Source organism: Levilactobacillus enshiensis (assembly GCF_007115095.1).
Taxonomy (GTDB): domain Bacteria; phylum Bacillota; class Bacilli; order Lactobacillales; family Lactobacillaceae; genus Levilactobacillus; species Levilactobacillus enshiensis.
Map to the genome: position 1 here is coordinate 149,492 of NZ_SULH01000002.1, position 19,160 is coordinate 168,651.

The following is a 19,160-nucleotide window of genomic DNA, read 5'->3' on the forward strand; positions in this document are numbered from 1 at the left end:
TTTTATTCGTCTCCAATCATTTGTTCGTAATCCGGCATGACCCGGGTCACACGTAACCGTTCACTGCGAATAATCATTTGAATCCGGTCGACTGCTTTGCTAACTTCATCGTTAACAACGGCGTAGTCATAATTCCGCATCATCCGAATTTCACCAACGGCCTTCTTGATGCGTTTGTTAATGACGTCCATGGCGTCCGTTCCCCGACCAATCAAGCGGTGTTTAAGTTCCATCAGATCTGGTGGCGTCAAGAAAACGAAGACGGCATCGGGACAATTTGCCCGCACCTGCATCGCACCGTTCACTTCAATCTCCAAGAAAACATCCTTGCCTTGATCAAGGGTCTCATTTACATATTTTAACGGGGTTCCATAGTAGTTGTCAACATACTTGGCGTACTCCAGCATTTCTCCGTTACGAATATTTTCCTCAAACTCTTCCTTGGACACGAAGTAATAGTCAACACCGTTCACTTCGCCTTCCCGTGGTTGCCGGGTCGTCATGGAAATGGAATAGGAAAAGTCGGTCGCACCGGTCTCAAACAGCGCTTTACGCACCGTTCCCTTACCAACGCCGGAAGGACCTGAAAGTACAATGAGCATTCCACGTTTAGCCATCGTTTAAAAATCCCTTCATCAAAAAAATTTAATTATGATACCGTAGTCATCGCGTCAGCGACTTGTGACTACCGTACCGTTTAAAGTCAAGATTGCTTGGCCTGAGTTATAATCTATAGGTTACTATATTACCACTATTTAAGGATAAATACTGCATCTGTGGCCCATTTCTCAAAAAAAGTCGTCGCTAACAAAAAAATTTAGATTCAGAACAAAAAAGCTTGCAATCTCAAACACGTGTTCGTATAATAAAAATACAAACAAACGTTCGAGGTGATCAGCATGCAAAATGTAACTGTAAAACGGTCTGCCCTGTCTGATCGGGTGGCTACCGCTTACCGGGATCTGTTCAGTGACCTACCCGTCATTAACGGTCAAGTTGTCTATCCACAAATGCCCAAGTTTCAATTAGACTACTTTGTTCAGCAAACATTGGACCGGCATTATTTAGTTCAGCTTCAATTTAAAGCCCCCGCTGGCAGTGCACCGATGACCGTTGTTGGCCATCTCAAACAAGATACCGCTGGTCACCTCATTTTAAAGCAGAGCCATACTTTGGCTACCATTGTGATTCCAGAACTGTTACGTTCCATTCAACGGGCCAAATAAGTAATCGCCAAAAGGACACCGCGTCAGCGTCACCATTGCTAGTGACTGCTGATACCGTGTCCTTTGTTGGTTCAATTAGCCTATTTCGTCTCGCCCGACAACACTGCCGCAGCGTTCTTAATGTGATGAAAATAAAGCGGATACCCATTAACGTCCTTACCATTGTGGTACTGCTTAACCGTTAAGATACCACTCTTGGCCTTAATCAAAAATTTGCCATTTTTGGCCTTAACTGTATAATAGCCATTTGCATTTGGCTGCTTGCTCCAGGTACACGTCCCCTGCTTGACCCGACGACTAACCTGATACGACTGCTGATCAATCGGATGCCACTTTTTACTAGCGTAATACCCACCGCCAAAAACAAATGTTGACTTGGTAATCTTAACCCGATATTTCAAATCCTGTTCCTGAAACCAACTTCCTCGTACAGCGGTCGGCGTTGGTCGAACAGTGGCAACTGCCTGACCAGTAGCTGGTTGCATCGTCATAAAACCAGCAACGACACCTAATGAGATCACGGCCAACCCCAAACCTAGTCCGCGTTTCATAATAAAGCCCCCAAGTTTTTATTTTCACAAATCAATTATACAATGATTTGTTAACAGCGACCAACAAAAAGACTACCTCTACTGGAATAATTTCCAGTTGGAAGTAGCCCGTTTATCACTTTAATCTTAATTAGTCACGATGTTGCCGTAACCGCCAGAGACTTGTCCCAAATCCAAGCAGAAGCACGCCAGCTAGTAGGACACCAGCACCCTTCTCTTCATTTGTCTGTGGTAAGTAACGGTTAGTCTTATCCTTTACCGGTGTCGATGACGAAGTGGCTGAATCATCGTGGGCAAAAGCACCGGTACCTCCACCCATCGTGTTAGACGATGAGGACTGCGCCAAGCCAGTCGCTGGAACACCACCGGTAACAACATCGGCGGAAGAAGAACCGGTTGACGTGGAACTGGTCGTTGTCTTCACGCTCGACGAACTAGTCTGCTGATTGCTGCTAGAAGTCATCACTGATGAACTAGACGAGGTACTGCTTGAATTAGAAGGTACACTCGGTGTTGACGAACTCGTCGATGTCGATGAAGAACTCGTTGACACTGAAGAGGAACTCGTCGATGTCGACGATGAACTCGTTGATGCTGAAGAAGAGCTGGTCGTTGACGACGATGAACTCGTTGACACTGAAGAGCTACTCGATGGTACTGAAGAAGAGCTCGATGGGATCGATGATGAGCTACTCGACGGTACCGATGAAGAACTTGATGCGCTTGATGACGAGCTGCTCGTTGAAATCGACGAGGAACTACTTGTTGATAGTGATGACGAACTCGATGGCACCGATGAAGAACTCGTTATCACTGAAGAGCTCGACGGAATCACTGATGATGAATTATCTGGTTCCGTTGGCACGGCCGTATCCGTCTGGGTCGCTGTTGCGGCAGCCGCATGATTGGCATCCACCGTCACCGGTACCAACGCTTCGTTCGCGTAGTATCCGTCTGGGGCCTTAGTTTCCTTGAAATAATAAGTACCAGATGTCAACCCGGTAACCGTAAGTCGACCGTTGCCATCCGTTGCCTGCGGCTCACTCACAACGGTCTGTTTGTCAGCCGCCAGTAATTCGTACATCGCGCCCGGTACACCATAACCGGTGTCAGACCCTAGTTTAGTTAAGGTTGCGGACCCCGTGGTCTTAATCGGCGTATCCTTTTGCGTAACTGTCGCATAGGCCGTCATGGTCGACGTCATGGTGAATGGCACCGTGGCATCATTGACCTCATACCCCATCGGCGCGGCTGTTTCTTTAAAGTAATAATTTCCGGCAGCTAGTCCCGTGACCTGGATTTGACCATTAGCATCCGTTTTAAGACCACTTTTAACAATTCCAGTCCCATTGTAAAGATCATAGGTTGCCCCTGGAACGACTTTCCCGGTTTCAGAATCGGTCTTAGTGAAGGTGACACCATTTTTTTCATCAGCTGGCCAGACAGCAACTGGTGTTTCTCCGTCACTGTCAGTAATTGTCACGTTTACTTTGTCTGGATTCAATGCATAACCAGATGGCGCCTTGGTTTCTACGAAGTAATAATCTCCTGATTTAAGATGCGACATTTTGATGATACCTTGATCATCAGTTGTTCCTGTACTTATCGCCTGATTGGCACTGTCAAATAAGGTATACTCAGCACCACTTAACGCTTGCTTAGTTATCTCATCCGTTTTCGTTAAAACAATCGCGCCTTTGTACTTGCCATCAATGTTACCGTATCCGCCCCAGTAAATATCTTTTTGGCTAGTAGCAGGGCTCTCAATTGTCCCTGCACCGTTGCCACCTGGATCACCGGTAATTCCATTATCACTCGCAACAGAGACGCCATTGCTTAAGACACCATTGGTTCCAGTAAGGCTACTATCGACATCGACCAGATACTCGACCTCGATACTGGTCGAAACGTCAGGAAAAATATAAGTTAGTGTCTTACCGTCTGGGCTGATAATAGGATCGACTGGGTCACCTGGCGCACTGATCTTATTTCCATCGGCATCCGTATACATGATTTCCTTGCCATCTGCATCCTTATACGTGATCATCGTCGACCCTTGACGATAAGTCTGATGATCCCCCAACTTGTCCGTCACAGTCGTTTTCCCCATATGACTCGCACCAACGTTAAAGAGCACATCCCACTGCAATACCTTCGGGATTTTATTTGTGTTCCCTTCCGCGCCGTATACCCAGCCGTTTTTATTAACAACATAGCCTGGACCACCAGAACTGCTACCACCATCACCACTAGCAGCCTTGGTTCCAGTCACTGTAAAACCTAGCACCCCTATTCGATCAGAGTTCGTATGGCTCAACCTATCATTAAATGTAATCGTTCCTGTGTTCGTTCCTTTATTCACCTTAAACGTGCCGACTTCTTGGGCGTCATTATGACTGTCCTTAATAGAAACATCGCCAACGTTATTTGTATCGGCAGTTGCCGGTATTTCAACGGTAGCCGTATCCTTGTCATGCACGATAAAACCATCGTCGATGCCCCAATTATAGGTAATTTTATAGTTTTGGCTGGCCTCCAAATCAGAGTTGGAATCAACCTTCTCAGTTTGATCACCACCGACTAATTTTTCAATGGTGGCCGTTTTCAGAGATAACCCCGTTGTGTGTGACGTAATATTATCTGCACTCGCCTGAAGACTTCCCCCGCAAACAATCAGCAAAGTTACTAGTAATCCAAGACACACTGCCCCAATTTTCTTCCACATTTGACTCACACCCCTCGTGCTAACTGTTACGCTTCGAAACTAATTATATCCCAAACAGACAACAATTTTAAGTTAAAGTTTATAAATGGCATTAACTAGTTTAAACCCGTAAACAAAAACAGGCCTACTCCCACTACGGATGGCCTGCTTTTCAATTTTTTATTTAAGTTTAGATTTCGCCTTATCCGCGAGATCAAGCAGTTCGTTTGCATGTTCTAACGCGAGCTTCGTTACCTGTGTTCCAGCAGACATCCGGGCGATTTCGCTGACACGGTCTTGCTCACTTAATCGAGTTAGGTGCGTTTCTGTCCGATCACCAACAATTTTCTTAGCAATAAAGTAATGGTGATCGGCCATAGCTGCCACTTGGGGTAAATGAGTGATACATAAAACCTGTGACTCTCTAGCAATACCGCTAATTTTTTCGGCAATGGCTTGCGCTACACGACCACTGACCCCGGTATCCACCTCATCAAAGATAATTGAGGTGACTCCTTGTGACTCAGAGAAGATGGTCTTTAGGGCTAGCATAATCCGGGATAACTCCCCACCAGAGGCAATTTTGGCTAACGGCCGCATGGCTTCACCCGGATTCGTTCGCAGATAAAATTCCACGTGATCCAGTCCGGTGCTCAGCAGCGGCTGGCTTTTTGAACGTGTGAAGTGCACAGCAAAGACTGTCTTATCCATGTAAAGGTCGGCTAGTTCTCCGTGAATGGCTTGTTCCAGCTGTTGGGCCGCCTGCTGACGAGCCTTACTCAGCTTCTCTCCCAACTTCAGTAAGGCCGACTGTTGATTGGCAACCTGCGTTTCCAAATCATCTGCCGTCTCATCGGTCGATTGCATCTGCTTGAGTTCCGCTGAAATCTGATCAAAGTACTTCAAGACTTGGCCCTCTGAGTCGCCGTACTTACGTTTCAACTGATTGATGACTTCCAATCGCCGTTCGATTTCATCTAAGCGGCCTTCGTCCCACTCCAGCATGTCCAGTTGAGACGAAACGTCACTCACGGCATCGCTCAGCGCATAGTAAGCCGATTCCAGCCCACCTGCAATCTGCTTGAAGGCGGGGTCAAAGTCGGCAATGGCCTGCATGGCTTGCATCGCACTACTGATTTGATCGTTGACGCCCGGTGTCGTATCTTCCCCGGTCAAAATTAACGCCGTCTGTTGTAGCGCATCATTGATCTTTTGGAAATTGTCTAATCTGTCCCGTTCCGCAATCAGGTCATCTTCCTCACCCGGCTGTAATTGGGCTGATTCGATCTCGTTGACCTGAAACTTCAACATGTCCAGCCGCTGGGCCCACTCTTTTTCATTAGCCCGCTTATTTTCTAAAGTGTCGCGCAATTGCGTATACTGCTGATAGGTCGTCTGATACTGGGCCTTTAAGTCGTGTACCTGGTCTGCCGCAAACTCATCCAACATCCCCAAATGTTTTTCCGGTTGCATCAGTTCCTGGTGTTCATTTTGCCCGTGAATATCGACCGCCGTTTCGCCAATGTGTTTCAAGGTATTGGTATTGACCAGCATGCCATTGACCCGGCAGGTATTGCGGCCATTACGATGAATTTCCCGCTGTAAAATGACATTGCCATCATCGTGATCAATCCCCAGCTCATCCAAGACTTTGTAAGTCGTTCCACCAGCAGGAAAAATGAAGCTTCCCTGAATGACCGCCTTATCCATGCCCGTTCGAACAAAGTTGGCGGACCCACGACCACCCGCTAACAGGCCAACTGCATCAATAATGATGGACTTCCCCGCACCGGTTTCCCCAGTCAGGACCGTCATCCCATTTTTAAAGACCACATCGAGGCATTCGATGATGGCGAAATTTTTAATTGATAGTTCCTGTAACACTTTTTTGCCCCCTAAACAAAAGACCACTGCTGATGCTCAGCTCTGTGCTGGTCGGTCAGTCGTGGTCACTGCTCTTAATCCGCAAGCATGCGGTCAATCGTCTTTTCTAATTGTAAAGCACCCTGATGGGAAACACAAACGGTCAGAACGGAACTATCGTCGCCCACCGTGCCAAAAACATATTCGTAGCGCATCTGGTCCAATAACGAGGCAATCACCGGTCCGTTACCGGGAAGTACCTTCAAAACCGTAAATTGATCCTGTACCGCAAAGGATATGTAGGCATTCTGCAAGGTTCGCTGCAATTTCTTTTGGGTATCAATTTTCTTTTGGACGGGTAAACTGTAACGGTAACCGCCAGATTCCGCTGGTAATTTAACCAGCTGCATCTCCTTGATGTCCCGTGAAATCGTTGCCTGTGTGACGTGAATGCCGTCTTCAGCAAGCAAACGAACAAAGTCTTCTTGTCGTTCGATTTCCCGTGATGTGAGCAACCGTTTCAATAATTGCTGGCGTTCCTGCTTTTTCATACCTGGCCCCCCTTTATGTGATAAAAATGCATAATCTTATCATATACCAGACCTAAGTATTTGGAAAGCAAATTCTAATAATTTTCTCATAATCTATTGTTTAAGGCCTTCATAAGCCGCATTAATCGTCTCTTCAACGGAAACTGAACTTACACAGACTGCATGTTTATCGACAGATTGTAAGTGAACCAAAAATTCAATGTTGCCCTCACCACCACGAATCGGCGAAAAGTCGAGACCGAGCACACTATAACCGGTAGCGACCGCAAAATCAATGATTTTTTGAACCACGGCCGTGTGGACCCGGCGTTCACGCACGATACCATGAGCACCAACGTCTCCCCGTTCAGCTTCGAACTGCGGCTTGATCAGTGCGACAACATCCCCACCGGTCGCCAAGATTTCTTTCAGCGGTGGCAAGATCATATCGAGTGAGATAAAGGACACGTCGATTGAGGCAAACGTCGGCTGACCCTTGGTAAAATCAGCTAACTTACTGTAGCGAAAGTTCGTGTGCTCCATCACGATGACCCGCGGGTCCTGGCGCAATTTCCAAACCAACTGATTACTGCCGACATCCAACGCGTAGCTGAGTTGCGCACCATTCTGGAGCATGACGTCGGTGAAGCCGCCAGTCGAAGACCCAATGTCCAAGACGATGCGGTCGGTCACGTCGATGTCAAACACTTCAAGGGCCTTGGCTAACTTGAAGCCCCCTCGCGACACGTAAGGCAAGGGGTGCCCTTTCAAATGAAGTTCGGTATCCGCTGGGATCATCGACCCTGGCTTATCCAAACGTTCCTCATTGGTTCCCAAAATCTCACCGGCCATCACGGCACGCTTCGCCTCATCCAGCGACGTATAGAGTCCCTGTTCAACTAAGAGGTCCGCCACCCGTTTTTTCTTCATGCTTTCACCCGTTTCGTATCAAAATAGCTAAAGAAGGCCGCCAATAGGCTTCGTCCTTCGCTAGCTGGTAATTGTGTCAAAGCCGTTTTGCCGGCCTGAATCGTATCGATCAACGCTTGATTAGCGCCTTGCAAGCCCAGCTTACCCGGATAGGTATTCTTGGCCTCGCCAGCATCTTTTTGCGTCGCCTTACCCAATTCGGCTGGCGTGCTGACCACGTCTAAGATGTCATCGTAGATCTGAAAGGCCAGCCCAAAGGCATCGGCAAACTGCAGGTATGGCGCCCACTGCTCCTGGGGCGTCTCACCCAAGATCAGTCCCGCTTGTACCGCATAGTGAAGCAAGGCCCCAGTCTTTTCACGATGGAGCACCCGTAATTTAGCTAAGGGCAGGTCCACGTGTTCGGATTGAATATCCTTGGCCTGACCAGCGACCATGCCATTAGGACCAGCCGCCTGAGCCAATGCTTGCGTTAACGCCACCTGCGTCTTAGCGGGCAGGTCGGTGGCCGTCAGCCATTGAAAGGCCAGCGTCAATAACCCATCGCCGGCCAGCGTCGCCATTCCGGCACCAAATTTCACGTGGTTGGTCGGCTCCCCCCGCCGCAAATCGTCGTTATCCATGGCAGGTAAATCGTCATGGATCAGCGAATAGGTGTGCAACAGTTCCAATGCCATAATCGGCCGCCAGTCGCGTTCCTGATCTACCGTGTGACCGAGCGCCTGTAAAGTTGCCACCGTCAATAGCGGTCGCAACCGTTTGCCACCGGCCAGCACGGAATAGCTCATCGCTGCGGCCAACCGATCATCACCACTGTCTACGTCAATGGCCGTCTCTAATGGCGCATTGAGCCACGGCACCCAGGTCTTCTCGAACTGCGTTAAGCGTGCATCACTTGGCATCACCCGTGCCCCCTTGTGGCGTTTCAAAAGCAACCTCTTGATCATCGTCAGACATCATGGTCGTCAATGTCTTCTCGGCGTCTTGCAGGGTCGTTTGTAAGTCCTTGCTCAAGGCCACTCCTTTCTGAAACTGGGCGAGGGCCTGTTCCAGCGGAATATCACCCTGTTCAAGTTGCGCGACGATCTGTTCCAACGTCGTTAAATTTTCTTCAAAAGTTGGTTTCGTTTCTTCACTCATGTTGATCCTCCGTTGCTGGTTTAATAGATTTAATTTCTGCCTCAGCTGTACCGTCACTCAAATGAATCGTCGCCGGTCCTGGCCGCAAATCGGCCGTGACTCTAGCGACGTGGTCACTTTGGGTGACGTAACTGTATCCTCTGCCCATGATTTTCAGTGGGCTTAGGTAGTCCAAGCCACTGGCTAATTGACCAACGTGCTCCTGTTGCTTAGCCATGTAACGCTTCATCTCGGTCGTCAGCCGGTCAGTCGTTTGCACAACGGTCTGCTGATCACGCTGTACGCGTGCTAACGGTGACTGGGCGGCCAAACCTTGACGGGCAAATTGGAACCGCTGTGTCGCCTGTTGGACCTGTGTCTGCACGTTACGGTTTAGTGCTTGTTGTGCCCGGTCTAATCGTTGGACGTACGTTTCGTACAGTCGCTGAGGTTGGCGAAAGACGTAGGCTGTCATCAACTTATTCAAGCGTTCTTGCTGGAAGTTGATGCGGTTGGCCATCGCGTTCAAGAGCCGTGTCCGTTGCTGTTGCAATTTTAACAGCTCATCGCTCAATACAGGCACTGCCAGTTCGGCCGCCGCCGTTGGGGTTGCCGCACGGACATCAGCGACCAAATCGGCAATCGTCGTATCCGTTTCATGCCCCACCGATGAAATCACCGGAATCTGACTAGCGGCAATCGCTCGGGCCACACTTTCCTCGTTAAAGGGCCACAAATCTTCGATCGACCCACCACCCCGACCAATGATCAGGGTGTCATAAGTCCCAGCTGCATTGACCCGCTGAATCTGGCGAACCAGATCAGGAGCCGCCCCATCACCTTGAACGACCGCCGGGTACAAGACGATCTGGGCAATGGGGTAACGCCGCCGCGTGGTCGTAATAATGTCACGGATAACCGCCCCACTAGGACTCGTAATGACCGCGATACGTTTAGGAAAGCGCGGTAGTGGACGTTTGGGCGCTGAAAACAGGCCCTCCGTCTCTAACTTCTGCTTCAATTGTTCATAGGCCTGATAGAGCTGACCAATACCATCCGGTTCCATGCGTTCCACGTAGATCTGATAGCTCCCACTAGGCTCGTAAAGTGAAATCCGCCCGGTCACCAGCACCTTCATCCCGGTCTCTGGCGTAAATTTTAGCTTTTCAAACGCTGAACGAAACATAATGGCACTGATTTTAGCGTGGTCGTCCTTTAGACTAAAGTACTGATGGGCGTGTGGTCGCAAGCGAAAGTTGGAGATTTCACCGGTCAGATACACCTTACCCAAGTAAGGGTCTACATCGAATTTTCGTTTTAAATATTGGGTTAATGCTGTGACTGTTAGGTAATCAGTCGTTGCCAAGTTGCTCACTCCACTCACATAGGTCTACTGTCTGTTGCATCAGCGTCGCAATCGTCATTGGGCCCACACCACCTGGCACGGGTGTAATCGCACCGGCACGGTCAACGACACCATCAAAGTCCACGTCGCCGGTCAACTTGCCATTTTCATCGCGGTCCATCCCCACGTCGATCACAACGGCGCCGGGCTTCACATCATTCCGCTTGATCAGGTGCGTCACCCCAGTCGCGACAACTAGGACGTCGGCCTCACGGGTCAACTCACTCAATTTTTTGGTGTAAACGTGAGCCACACTGACCGTCATATCAGCATTGATCAGCATCGCTGCCATCGGCCGCCCCACAATCCGGCTCCGACCCACGACCACCGCGCGCTTACCGCGCAGATGGAGGTGTAGCGAGTCCAACATGGTCATGATGCCCCGTGGCGTACAGGAAACGGGATATTTACCAGGTAAGTTGGCAAATAACCGGCCAACATTCACTGGGTGAAAGCCATCAACGTCCTTGGCGGGATCAATAGTCGCCACAATGGCCTGTTCGTCTAGACCCACGGGGAGCGGCGATTGGACTAAAATACCGTGGATCGTCGGGTCAGCATTGTACGTCCGCACGACAGCGATTAACTCCGCTTGGCTGACCGTTGCCGGCAATTCCCGCACGATGGAGTTGATGCCGAGTTGGGTTGCCTTTTTATGCTTATTGCGCACATAAATCGCACTAGCCGGATCATTCCCCACAATAATTACGACTAATCCGGGAGTGACACCGCGTTCAGTTAGGGCGGCTACCCGGTCCTTGGTTCGTGCATTAACCTCTTTTGCCAGTTGTTTGCCATCAATGATCGTCGTCATGAAGCTTGTCCTCCCCAAAATTCAAAGTTACGTTCTATTTTAGCATAGTCAACTCCAAAACGGGACTTTCTCATCCGTCTCAGATGGTTCATTTAACATTACATAATTAATAACTACAAGTTGAAAGATAAAATTCAGGTCTCATCTCAGTATTGGTAATTGGCACTTGGTAAGCAGTCACACTGCTAAATTGGGCGCACTGCGGCTGCCAGGGATTCCGCCTGCTGTGGGGACGCTTCTGACTGGCAGAACACCAGTCTTCGCGCTCGATTTGAAGCCACGAAAACCACGTGTCTCCAAAGTCGCCCATGCTGTAAGCTGGCTGAAAATTCGTCGCCAACTAACACCACTTTCACGGCTGGGGCCATCCCTGGCCTCCTCCGGCACTGACGGTGTTTTATCAAAACAGCAGCTGTAAACCATAGCTACCTGGCATTTTTGAATTCGACTGATAACGACCGTTACGATTATTCTCAGAGTTGTATGAGAACGCAATGTAAGCCGAGAGGTCGGCAGATATGAGCTCAGGCGCGTCGTTCTACTTAGTCAGTAAGCGGTCTGCTTACTGGCTTAGTAGAAAACCAAGCTTGTAGACTCGTGGTTTACAAGGCTTCAAGTTGTGTTCGCATCGTTTCTAGCTCATATCTGCCGGCCGGTAAGGCGACTAGACCTCCAAGTTGCCTAGTTCTAGGACCACTACTGTTGGGATAGCGCACCAGCTAGCACCGTCAGATTTGCCGTTTGCAGGCCAAATCCAAAAAAAGACCAACCACTAGTAGTTTAGCGGTCAGTCTAATTAATGACTAAGATTGTGAATCCAAAGGTTCGTCTAAGGTATGTGCTAACACACCGTTAATGAACCGCCGTGAACGGTCGTCACTGAAGTTCTTGGCTAATTCCAAGGCTTCGTTGACAGCTACACGGTCAGGCACTTCTTCCACGTAGTCAATTTCATAAAATGCTAATCGGAGAATCACCAGGTCAGTCTTCGCAATTCGCTTCAACTGCCAACCGGTACTCAAGTACTGGTCGATCTGTGCGTCCAATTCGCTTTGATGTGCCAAGACACCTGTTACTAATGTTTGCAGGTAGGCTGGCACGGGAACGGTTTGGTTCGGGTCGTCCGTCAGAACGCGTTGGTACAACGCGTCATGATCGGCATCGGGATTGGCGTTCAACGCAAATAACATTTGAAACGCCCGTTCCCGAATTTGATGTCGTGTAAGTGTCACTATTGGTCACTGTCTCCTTCATCGCTCTGGTTAAACAGGTTATCAGGATCGACCTGTTGCGCCGTCTTTTCGGGAATGACGCCTTCCACGTGAACGTTAACTTCACGTAAATCGAGGTCCGTCATGAACAACAACTGTTGCTTGACGCTATCTTGAATGGCTAAGGCGACCTTTGGCACGGCAACCCCGTAATTCAAGTAAACGTAAACATCAACTGCTAATTCGTCGCCGTCAAAGACTAATTTAACGCCCTTGCCATGTTGTTCCTTGCGACCGAATAATTCCGTGACGCTGTTTGCCAGAGACCCCCGCATCCGAGCAACACCTTCAGTTTGGCTAGCTGCAATGCCCACAATAATTTCAAGGACTTGCGGTGCCACTTCGATCTTGCCTAAAGCGGGTTCCTTTGATTCTAAAATGATATTAGTATCTTCTGCCATTCGTTGACCCTCCCTTACTGATTAAACGTGTGTGAAACTATGCGCGAGAAATGTAAGTCCCGTCGGTAGAGTTGATAGAGAGCTTGTCGCCTTCGTTAACGAAGAATGGAACTTGAACAACTAAGCCAGTGTTCATGGTAGCAGGCTTGGAACCGCCAGAAGCCGTGTTCCCCTTGATACCAGGTTCCGTTGCAACAACTTCCAAAACAACCGTGTTTGGTACTTCGATACCGAGGACTTCGGAACCGTATTGAACCAAGTCAACGTTCATGTTTTCTTGTAAGTATGGAAGTTGATCCTTGATTTGGTCATCAGGAACTTCAATTTGTTCAAAATTATCAGTATCCATGAAGACCCGGTTATCACCATCTTCGTAAAGGTACTGCATGGAACGCGTCTGAATGTCAGCTTGTTCCATCTTAGCACCGGCACGGAAAGTCTTTTCTTGAACAGCACCCGTCCGCAAGTTCTTTAGCTTTGAACGAACGAAAGCGCCACCCTTACCTGGCTTAACGTGTTGGAATTCAATGATGCGCCAAATTGCGTGATCCACTTCAATAGTTAAACCGTTTTTAAAATCAGCAGTCGAAATTGCCATAATGTGTTCAGCCTCCTAAAATATGTCCTCTTTATAATATCAATTCTTACCCCTAAAAAGCAAGATACGTGGGTCACTTACAGAATAATTAAATTCCGTGGCGCGGTCGTGAGGACTTCATGCCCCGTTTCAGTGACCAACACGTCATCTTCAATGCGGATACCGTCCTTGCCAGCAAAGTAAACGCCTGGTTCTGCGGTGACGACTTCATTTGCCGCCATCACATCCGGCCAGCCGCGTCCAATATTCGGACCTTCGTGGATGTCTAACCCAATACCGTGTCCGGTACCATGGATAAAGGCATCCCCGTAACCTTGTTCCGTCAAGAAATCCCGCCCCGCGTGATCGATTTCATCACCCGTAGCACCGGGATTAGTCGCCGCAATGATCTTTTCTTGAGCCGTCTGTACCGCCTGATAAGCCGCCTTAAGATCCACACCGGGATCACCTAAAGCCACCGTTCTAGTCAGATCAGACGTATAGCCATCCACGTAAAAACCACAGTCAATGGTCACTAACTCACCGGTTGCCATCACTTTATCACTTGCCTGACCATGGGGCCAAGCTGAACGCACACCACTAGCAACGATGGTCCCAAAGCTGGGGCCCGTCGCACCGTGGTCTTGCATCCAACGTTCTAGCCACTGTGCCGCCTTGCGCTCGGTCATCCCGGGAGCTAGAACATCAAACAAAGCCGTGACCCCCTGACTGGTCAATGCCGTTGCCCGGCGAATCACAGCCAGTTCAGCCGGTTCCTTGACCTGGCGTAGCTGGTCAACAACATTGGCAAGCGGCACGATGTCGCTCATCAAATGCTCGTCTAACCAATCGAATTCTGCCAAGGTCAAACTATCCTCAAGGCCTAACACGGTCGCGTCATCGGCCTCTAAGACCTCTTCAACGGCCTTTAGATAGTCACGGGTGATAATTTTCGGCATATCAGGCATGGTCGCTGCTAGTTCCGACTGATAGCGGGCATCCGTAATAAAGACCGCCCGTTTCGCCGTCACTAACAAGTAACCGTCGCCGCCTTCAACACTAGCGCCAGCCAAATACTGCTGGTTACTAGCTGAGGACACCAGAAAACTATCGATGCTCAGCGGTGCAAATTGTGCTTGCAACCGTTCAATTCGTGATGTCATTGACCCATCCTCCTTTTTAATAGAGAAAAAAGAAGAACTCAAAGCGAATTGGTCTCGCCTCAAGCTCTTCAGTCGTTACGAGGAAAACCTCGTGTTATTTAGCTGCTTCTTCTGCAACTGGGTATACGGATACTTGACGCTTGTCACGGCCAAGACGTTCGAATTTAACGACGCCAGCAACCTTGGCAAACAACGTATCGTCACCACCACGGCCCACGTTCAAGCCTGGGTAGATGTGCGTCCCACGTTGGCGGTAAAGGATAGAACCACCAGTAACAGTAGAACCGTCAGCAGCCTTCGTCCCAAGACGACGACCAGCAGAGTCACGACCGTTAGCAGTAGACCCACCACCTTTATGGTGAGAGAAGAATTGTAAGTTCATGTTCATCAGCATAAGTTTCACCTCCGCAATTTAGTCTTTTATTTCAACGAATTTAATATAATCCGCATAATTTGTGGCGACATCTCTTAACCCATCCGCAAAACTCTGGAGGAGTGTTTGTCCCTTTAATTCGGCCGTTGCTTCCAGCTTTGGTGGAAGGTGGACTTCCAGATAACCACCCTCCTGATCACGATTCTCAACGTCGATTGGAATCTTAGCGATTCGTTGTAGACCGTTGACCGTCGTAATCGCAAGCACCGAGACCGCAGCGCAAACAATGTCTTGACCATACTCACCTGAGTCAGCGTGGCCAGTGATTTGGAATGAATCGATTCGGTTAGCTCCATGATGGAACGTCGCATGAATCATCGAGATCGCCTCTCTTAATCTTTAGGCTTTAAGCGTTGATAGCATCAACGACAACCTTAGTGTATGGTTGACGGTGACCCTTCTTCGTATGTTGGCCCTTCTTGGCCTTGTACTTGAAAGTAACAACCTTCTTTTCCAGGCCCTGCTTTTCAACAGTTCCAGTAACGGTTGCACCTGCAACAGTTGGCGTCCCAATCTTAGGCTTGTCACCACCGACAAAGACAACTTGGTCAAAAGTAACCTTTTCACCAGCTTCAACGTTCAACTTTTCGACGTAAACAGCTTGGCCTGCTTCGACCTTGTACTGCTTGCCGCCAGTTACGATAATTGCGTACATGTGTGTGCACCTCCTTATATATTTAGACTTAGACTCGCCGAAAACAAGTGCTCCGCAAGGCGGAAAACTTAATGACTCGTCCCGAGCGGTTGCAGCTGTGGAAGTCCACAAATACAACATGAAAATTATACTTGATGGGGTCAGCTACGTCAAGCTTTTTTCTGGACGACGCGCAATATCCGTCCCTACCAAGGCGAACCAAGCCGCTAGGGGCGTGACATTTGGCGTTGCCAATTGCCGAAAAGATTGTGCTAAAAATTCGGAACGATAGCGGCGATTGTCATTCAGCCAATGCTCGACTAGGCCCAAAAAGGCACTCGTCAAAAAGGTGATCTGAATGTCAACTGGTGACTCCTCAGTCGCCATCGCCGGTAACTGTTGACTAAACGCCAACAATTCCCGTTCAAACCGCTGCTGTAAGCGTGGCCGGAATTGGGTGAATTGGGGATGCAACAGGACCGTTAAGATCTGGTGATGCTGATCCACGTAACGTAATGCGGGACCCAGTGCGAAACCTCGCACAGCCTTTTCGTCGGACGGGATCACCGTTCTGGCCGCCGCAAACCATTCGTCAATCACTTGTTGTTCCGTTTGTTCATAAAAATCCGTTTTGTCTTTATAGTGCAGATAAAAGGTTCCTCGCGTCAATTGCGCCGTGCTGGTCAGCTTCTGAACCGAAATCTGCTGTAACGACTGCTGCTGTAATAATTCGCTAAGTGCCTGACGCAACTGCTCGTTGGTCCGCACCACCCGTGGGTCTAATTGGCTGATAGTTCCCCGCTCCCTTCCGTCCTTACCAATTTTATTGCTTACTTAAAACCATACCGATTTTTAGCACCGCTGACAAGTTTTTCGTTCTCTGCTTTACTGGCTTACTAAATGACCCAGTAAATGAACACAATCATCATGGCGTCTAATCGACACCGTTAAAAAAAAAGAGTTCTGAATAAACACCTCCAGAACTCCCTAATCTTAATAGTTATTCGCTTGTCGGTCCAAGTTGACCTGCCGTTTGGTTTCATAGGCCGCCTGAATCTCGTCTTGGCTGAAGCCAAAGTCAACAAATCCCCACTTCAGGAACAGTCGCCAAGCATGGCGGAAATCCTCTTGGCGGTGAGCAAAGTGACTGTTAAACACCATTCGTTTTAGAATTAAGTATTGTTGGTCCAGATCTTTGGCGGGTCGACTCTGCTCTAACCCCGTCAGATCTTCTTCTGTGATCATGATCAGGTGCGTCCAGGTCTTCTTGGCCGCAACCAAAAAGAAGAAGTCCATGGCATCCGTGTATTCCGTCAGTAACGTTTCCCGTGGCGTTTGACCCTTATCGGCCTTGCCCCGATGCGTTTTCCACACCTTGAACCATTCCGATGTATTGGCAACTTCTGCGAGTTCAATATCTAAGGCCACGTAGGCGTTTTCAATCTGTTGCTTCCGGGACATCTCGATTTGACGATCAACTGTGATCTGTTCATCCAGGGCAATCGACTGCTGGACTAATTTCGATAGTTCTAACACGTTATCTAACTCCTCCTAGCCAAAGATCAGCGGATCTGACTGAATCTCCAAGTCGTTCAGGTTTTCTAAGTACCAATCTCTCATGAACGGATATTGTAGCAAAATATCAAACCAAGAGACCTGTTGCGCATCATCGTGAACGGTGATGACCCATTCTGGTTGCCCTTCAAGTTGGTTGTTGAAGATATCAACCACCACATTCTTGTCCAGGGCAATCTCAGCACCATTGCCGTTGACCCCATTCGTCAACATGTAGTCGTTTTGAGCCGCCGTCACGAACAGACGATCCACAACACCAGCTGGTAGATCTGCGGAACGAACCGCATAATTTTGTCGGTTGGCCATGTCCAGAATGTTAAAGTCCACGGAATAACCGTAGTCTTCTTTTAAGTATCGCGCAAAGTCAAATAAAATCTGTACGGACGTCTTAACCGTTTCAGCCGGGACCGTATCATGGAGGTCAATGATGAACAGCTGGGTCAAGGCGTGGCTATTAAAGCGGAACATTTTCCGTTCCAAATTCAAGTAAAACAGGGATTGACCCGTTGCCCGTTCCCGATAGAAAACACCGCCATTTTCCGACGTTTCAATCCGGAAGTTAAAGGTTCCACGGTCTCCCAGTGGCGTCAATTGTTGCGTCAACTCTTCATGGTGATCACGCGACTGCAGAATCACATTTTTACCTTGATCATGTAATTCTAGCATTCGGGACATAAACAATAGATAGTAGTCCGAATTGCTATATTGATGCGGGAAGGTCACGTAGTCCGAATCCAATTCAAAATCGGCCAATTGCGTTGCCGCACTAACCAATTCATCGGGATCCGTGGTCTTGATCAGTTGATCCATTAACCGGGTAAACTTCAATCCCGTTTCCAAACCTGCCTTGATGGCTTCGTTATAGTTGAGTAGCCGACCACTGGTGGTCAACGTTGACGGATCATTTTCGTTAATCATCGGCCTTCACCTCGCCCTCACTCTTGCCTAACAAACTGTTTAAGTAGTCGGCATATAAGCTCGCATTGTGGGCTTCAAAGTGTTCAAAGTCGTCAAATGCATCCCGAATACTCTGCTTTTCATAACTAAGAATTGTATCTTCCTTGGATAATACCAAGATTTTATCGTCATTTTCTTTGATCAGTTTGTGTGCGTTCAAGGCCTTTTCGTCTTCATCAGCCAGCTTCGTCAACTGATCAATAATGCCTTGGCGTTCGTCCTTGACCTTGCTGGAATCCCACGGCAAACTGCTTCGTTGACTGTTTTCCTTTAATTGATCGCGTAGCTGAGCCTTCTCGTTGTCCCGCGTTGCTTGGGCATCGACTAGGTTTTGGAGTTTTTCACTCTCAGCTGCAATCGACTCGATCTTGGCAGTGTTCAACCGTTGATTCTGACTCTCTAACGCAAAGGAGTCCTTTAACTTCTGGTATTCCTTCTTGTCAAATTGGAATTGAACGTTGATCACATCGAGGTCACCGAATAATCGCCGATCCCACCAGTTTCCAAAGTAAATGTGGAACAGTCCGGTGGTGTATTCCTCATAATAGAAGAATGGGTAAATGTGGCCTAAATAATCAATTAAGTTGTCGCTCAAATAATGACTGACTTGGGGATGAATGTTATCGACCAACTCAGATAAATGGTTGACTGACCGCGCTGGTCGGGTCTTCTTAACTTCCTGATAGTAGCGCGCTTGGTCCAGAAGTTCATAAACTTTTCGGTCATCGCCATGCTGAACCGCCGCCTGCAACGTACTTAAGTAATCGAGTTTATTGGCGATTGCCTGCGTTAAGACATCGGCTGCACTAGCTTGTTGTTCTTGATTTTCCATGGATTATCCCTCATTCTGATGTTCCCTAGCGCTTGCCGTGAACATTTGGTTATACGTTCATGTTACCAAAAATTCTCATAGAATAAAGCAGTTTGAACGAAATTTGCCAGAAAACAAGGATTTTTTTAAACAGTGGCGATCCTAATGGTTCTGAAAGTGGAAAACGCCACACCTA

Annotated in this window: 22 protein-coding genes and 1 other annotated feature; of the genes, 1 reads left to right on the top strand and 21 read right to left on the bottom strand. The window is 48.5% G+C overall.

The window, feature by feature from the left end; all coding sequences use genetic code 11:
- Positions 1-2: 2 nt before the first annotated feature.
- A complete protein-coding gene (gene gmk, locus FAY32_RS03275) occupies positions 3-617 on the bottom strand; it encodes a guanylate kinase (protein WP_143462035.1) in 615 nt (204 codons plus the stop codon).
- A 282-nt stretch (positions 618-899) separates the two neighbouring features.
- On the opposite strand from gmk, the gene FAY32_RS03280 reads away from it, so the two are divergent.
- Positions 900-1,226, top strand: coding sequence for a hypothetical protein (locus tag FAY32_RS03280; protein ID WP_143462036.1), 327 nt, complete (start codon positions 900-902; stop codon positions 1,224-1,226).
- An 80-nt stretch (positions 1,227-1,306) separates the two neighbouring features.
- Here FAY32_RS03280 and FAY32_RS03285 read toward each other — a convergent pair whose 3' ends face one another.
- The 20 genes from FAY32_RS03285 to FAY32_RS03380 form a co-directional block, all read right to left on the bottom strand.
- On the bottom strand, positions 1,307-1,777 hold the full coding sequence (locus FAY32_RS03285) for a hypothetical protein (protein WP_143462037.1): 471 nt from the start codon (positions 1,775-1,777) through the stop codon (positions 1,307-1,309).
- A gap of 130 nt (positions 1,778-1,907) precedes the next feature.
- On the bottom strand, positions 1,908-4,502 hold the full coding sequence (locus FAY32_RS03290; protein WP_143462038.1) for a SpaA isopeptide-forming pilin-related protein: 2,595 nt from the start codon (positions 4,500-4,502) through the stop codon (positions 1,908-1,910).
- 159 nt (positions 4,503-4,661) lie between these two features.
- Positions 4,662-6,365: a DNA repair protein RecN gene (gene recN / locus FAY32_RS03295; RefSeq protein WP_143462039.1), complete on the bottom strand. Its 1,704-nt coding sequence runs from the start codon at positions 6,363-6,365 to the stop codon at positions 4,662-4,664.
- Between the two features lie 74 nt (positions 6,366-6,439).
- Positions 6,440-6,895 carry an arginine repressor gene (locus FAY32_RS03300; RefSeq protein ID WP_048736191.1) on the bottom strand — a complete coding sequence of 152 codons (456 nt, stop codon included), beginning with the start codon at positions 6,893-6,895 and terminating at the stop codon, positions 6,440-6,442.
- A gap of 93 nt (positions 6,896-6,988) precedes the next feature.
- Positions 6,989-7,804 (bottom strand): TlyA family RNA methyltransferase, encoded by an 816-nt coding sequence (locus tag FAY32_RS03305; protein ID WP_143462040.1) that lies wholly within the window; start codon positions 7,802-7,804, stop codon positions 6,989-6,991.
- Positions 7,801-8,706, bottom strand: a complete 906-nt coding sequence (locus tag FAY32_RS03310; protein WP_143462041.1) for a polyprenyl synthetase family protein — start codon at positions 8,704-8,706, stop codon at positions 7,801-7,803. The genes FAY32_RS03305 and FAY32_RS03310 overlap by 4 nt, the downstream gene beginning before the upstream one ends.
- Positions 8,696-8,944, bottom strand: a complete 249-nt coding sequence (locus FAY32_RS03315) for an exodeoxyribonuclease VII small subunit (protein WP_143462042.1) — start codon at positions 8,942-8,944, stop codon at positions 8,696-8,698. Before FAY32_RS03315 ends, FAY32_RS03310 begins: the two co-directional genes overlap by 11 nt.
- A complete protein-coding gene (xseA, locus tag FAY32_RS03320) occupies positions 8,937-10,289 on the bottom strand; it encodes an exodeoxyribonuclease VII large subunit (protein WP_143462043.1) in 1,353 nt (450 codons plus the stop codon). Before xseA ends, FAY32_RS03315 begins: the two co-directional genes overlap by 8 nt.
- On the bottom strand, positions 10,276-11,142 hold the full coding sequence (locus FAY32_RS03325; protein ID WP_143462044.1) for a bifunctional 5,10-methylenetetrahydrofolate dehydrogenase/5,10-methenyltetrahydrofolate cyclohydrolase: 867 nt from the start codon (positions 11,140-11,142) through the stop codon (positions 10,276-10,278). The genes xseA and FAY32_RS03325 overlap by 14 nt, the downstream gene beginning before the upstream one ends.
- Positions 11,143-11,945: 803 nt before the next feature.
- On the bottom strand, positions 11,946-12,374 hold the full coding sequence (gene nusB / locus FAY32_RS03330) for a transcription antitermination factor NusB (protein WP_143462045.1): 429 nt from the start codon (positions 12,372-12,374) through the stop codon (positions 11,946-11,948).
- Positions 12,374-12,814: an Asp23/Gls24 family envelope stress response protein gene (locus tag FAY32_RS03335; protein ID WP_048736198.1), complete on the bottom strand. Its 441-nt coding sequence runs from the start codon at positions 12,812-12,814 to the stop codon at positions 12,374-12,376. The genes nusB and FAY32_RS03335 overlap by 1 nt, the downstream gene beginning before the upstream one ends.
- A 37-nt stretch (positions 12,815-12,851) precedes the next feature.
- Positions 12,852-13,412 carry an elongation factor P gene (gene efp, locus FAY32_RS03340; protein WP_143462046.1) on the bottom strand — a complete coding sequence of 187 codons (561 nt, stop codon included), beginning with the start codon at positions 13,410-13,412 and terminating at the stop codon, positions 12,852-12,854.
- A gap of 77 nt (positions 13,413-13,489) precedes the next feature.
- Positions 13,490-14,554, bottom strand: coding sequence for a M24 family metallopeptidase (locus FAY32_RS03345; RefSeq protein WP_143462047.1), 1,065 nt, complete (start codon positions 14,552-14,554; stop codon positions 13,490-13,492).
- A 94-nt stretch (positions 14,555-14,648) separates the two neighbouring features.
- Positions 14,649-14,942, bottom strand: a complete 294-nt coding sequence (rpmA, locus tag FAY32_RS03350; RefSeq protein ID WP_269801535.1) for a 50S ribosomal protein L27 — start codon at positions 14,940-14,942, stop codon at positions 14,649-14,651.
- Positions 14,943-14,966: 24 nt separating this feature from the next.
- The gene (locus FAY32_RS03355; RefSeq protein WP_143462048.1) at positions 14,967-15,305 is read right to left on the bottom strand and encodes a ribosomal-processing cysteine protease Prp; all 339 of its coding nucleotides are present in this window, start codon (positions 15,303-15,305) and stop codon (positions 14,967-14,969) included.
- 28 nt (positions 15,306-15,333) lie between these two features.
- Entirely contained in the window at positions 15,334-15,642 is a 309-nt protein-coding gene (gene rplU / locus FAY32_RS03360; RefSeq protein WP_048736202.1) for a 50S ribosomal protein L21, read from the bottom strand.
- 20 nt (positions 15,643-15,662) lie between these two features.
- Positions 15,663-15,743: a sequence feature (ribosomal protein L21 leader region), on the bottom strand.
- A gap of 43 nt (positions 15,744-15,786) precedes the next feature.
- Positions 15,787-16,389: a TetR-like C-terminal domain-containing protein gene (locus FAY32_RS03365; RefSeq protein WP_225428274.1), complete on the bottom strand. Its 603-nt coding sequence runs from the start codon at positions 16,387-16,389 to the stop codon at positions 15,787-15,789.
- A gap of 225 nt (positions 16,390-16,614) precedes the next feature.
- Positions 16,615-17,157, bottom strand: a complete 543-nt coding sequence (locus FAY32_RS03370) for a dUTPase (RefSeq protein WP_143462049.1) — start codon at positions 17,155-17,157, stop codon at positions 16,615-16,617.
- 15 nt (positions 17,158-17,172) lie between these two features.
- Complete coding sequence (locus tag FAY32_RS03375; protein ID WP_143462050.1) at positions 17,173-18,114, bottom strand: hypothetical protein; 942 nt, start codon at positions 18,112-18,114, stop codon at positions 17,173-17,175.
- Positions 18,107-18,985 (bottom strand): exonuclease SbcC, encoded by an 879-nt coding sequence (locus FAY32_RS03380; RefSeq protein ID WP_143462051.1) that lies wholly within the window; start codon positions 18,983-18,985, stop codon positions 18,107-18,109. Before FAY32_RS03380 ends, FAY32_RS03375 begins: the two co-directional genes overlap by 8 nt.
- Between the last annotated feature and the right edge of the window lie 175 nt (positions 18,986-19,160).

What these genes read in the sequence shown, in the direction of transcription:
- FAY32_RS03345 (WP_143462047.1), bottom strand. Translation starts at nt 14,554, where the DNA reads ATGACATCACGAATTGAACGGTTGCAAGCACAATTTGCACCGCTGAGC.
- FAY32_RS03285 (WP_143462037.1), bottom strand. Translation starts at nt 1,777, where the DNA reads ATGAAACGCGGACTAGGTTTGGGGTTGGCCGTGATCTCATTAGGTGTC.
- FAY32_RS03300 (WP_048736191.1), bottom strand. Translation starts at nt 6,895, where the DNA reads ATGAAAAAGCAGGAACGCCAGCAATTATTGAAACGGTTGCTCACATCA.
- FAY32_RS03380 (WP_143462051.1), bottom strand. Translation starts at nt 18,985, where the DNA reads ATGGAAAATCAAGAACAACAAGCTAGTGCAGCCGATGTCTTAACGCAG.
- efp (WP_143462046.1), bottom strand. Translation starts at nt 13,412, where the DNA reads ATGGCAATTTCGACTGCTGATTTTAAAAACGGTTTAACTATTGAAGTG.
- FAY32_RS03375 (WP_143462050.1), bottom strand. Translation starts at nt 18,114, where the DNA reads ATGATTAACGAAAATGATCCGTCAACGTTGACCACCAGTGGTCGGCTA.
- FAY32_RS03315 (WP_143462042.1), bottom strand. Translation starts at nt 8,944, where the DNA reads ATGAGTGAAGAAACGAAACCAACTTTTGAAGAAAATTTAACGACGTTG.
- FAY32_RS03290 (WP_143462038.1), bottom strand. Translation starts at nt 4,502, where the DNA reads ATGTGGAAGAAAATTGGGGCAGTGTGTCTTGGATTACTAGTAACTTTG.
- FAY32_RS03310 (WP_143462041.1), bottom strand. Translation starts at nt 8,706, where the DNA reads ATGCCAAGTGATGCACGCTTAACGCAGTTCGAGAAGACCTGGGTGCCG.
- rplU (WP_048736202.1), bottom strand. Translation starts at nt 15,642, where the DNA reads ATGTACGCAATTATCGTAACTGGCGGCAAGCAGTACAAGGTCGAAGCA.
- FAY32_RS03305 (WP_143462040.1), bottom strand. Translation starts at nt 7,804, where the DNA reads ATGAAGAAAAAACGGGTGGCGGACCTCTTAGTTGAACAGGGACTCTAT.
- gmk (WP_143462035.1), bottom strand. Translation starts at nt 617, where the DNA reads ATGGCTAAACGTGGAATGCTCATTGTACTTTCAGGTCCTTCCGGCGTT.
- rpmA (WP_269801535.1), bottom strand. Translation starts at nt 14,942, where the DNA reads ATGAACATGAACTTACAATTCTTCTCTCACCATAAAGGTGGTGGGTCT.
- FAY32_RS03280 (WP_143462036.1), top strand. Translation starts at nt 900, where the DNA reads ATGCAAAATGTAACTGTAAAACGGTCTGCCCTGTCTGATCGGGTGGCT.
- FAY32_RS03335 (WP_048736198.1), bottom strand. Translation starts at nt 12,814, where the DNA reads ATGGCAGAAGATACTAATATCATTTTAGAATCAAAGGAACCCGCTTTA.
- FAY32_RS03325 (WP_143462044.1), bottom strand. Translation starts at nt 11,142, where the DNA reads ATGACGACGATCATTGATGGCAAACAACTGGCAAAAGAGGTTAATGCA.
- FAY32_RS03355 (WP_143462048.1), bottom strand. Translation starts at nt 15,305, where the DNA reads ATGATTCATGCGACGTTCCATCATGGAGCTAACCGAATCGATTCATTC.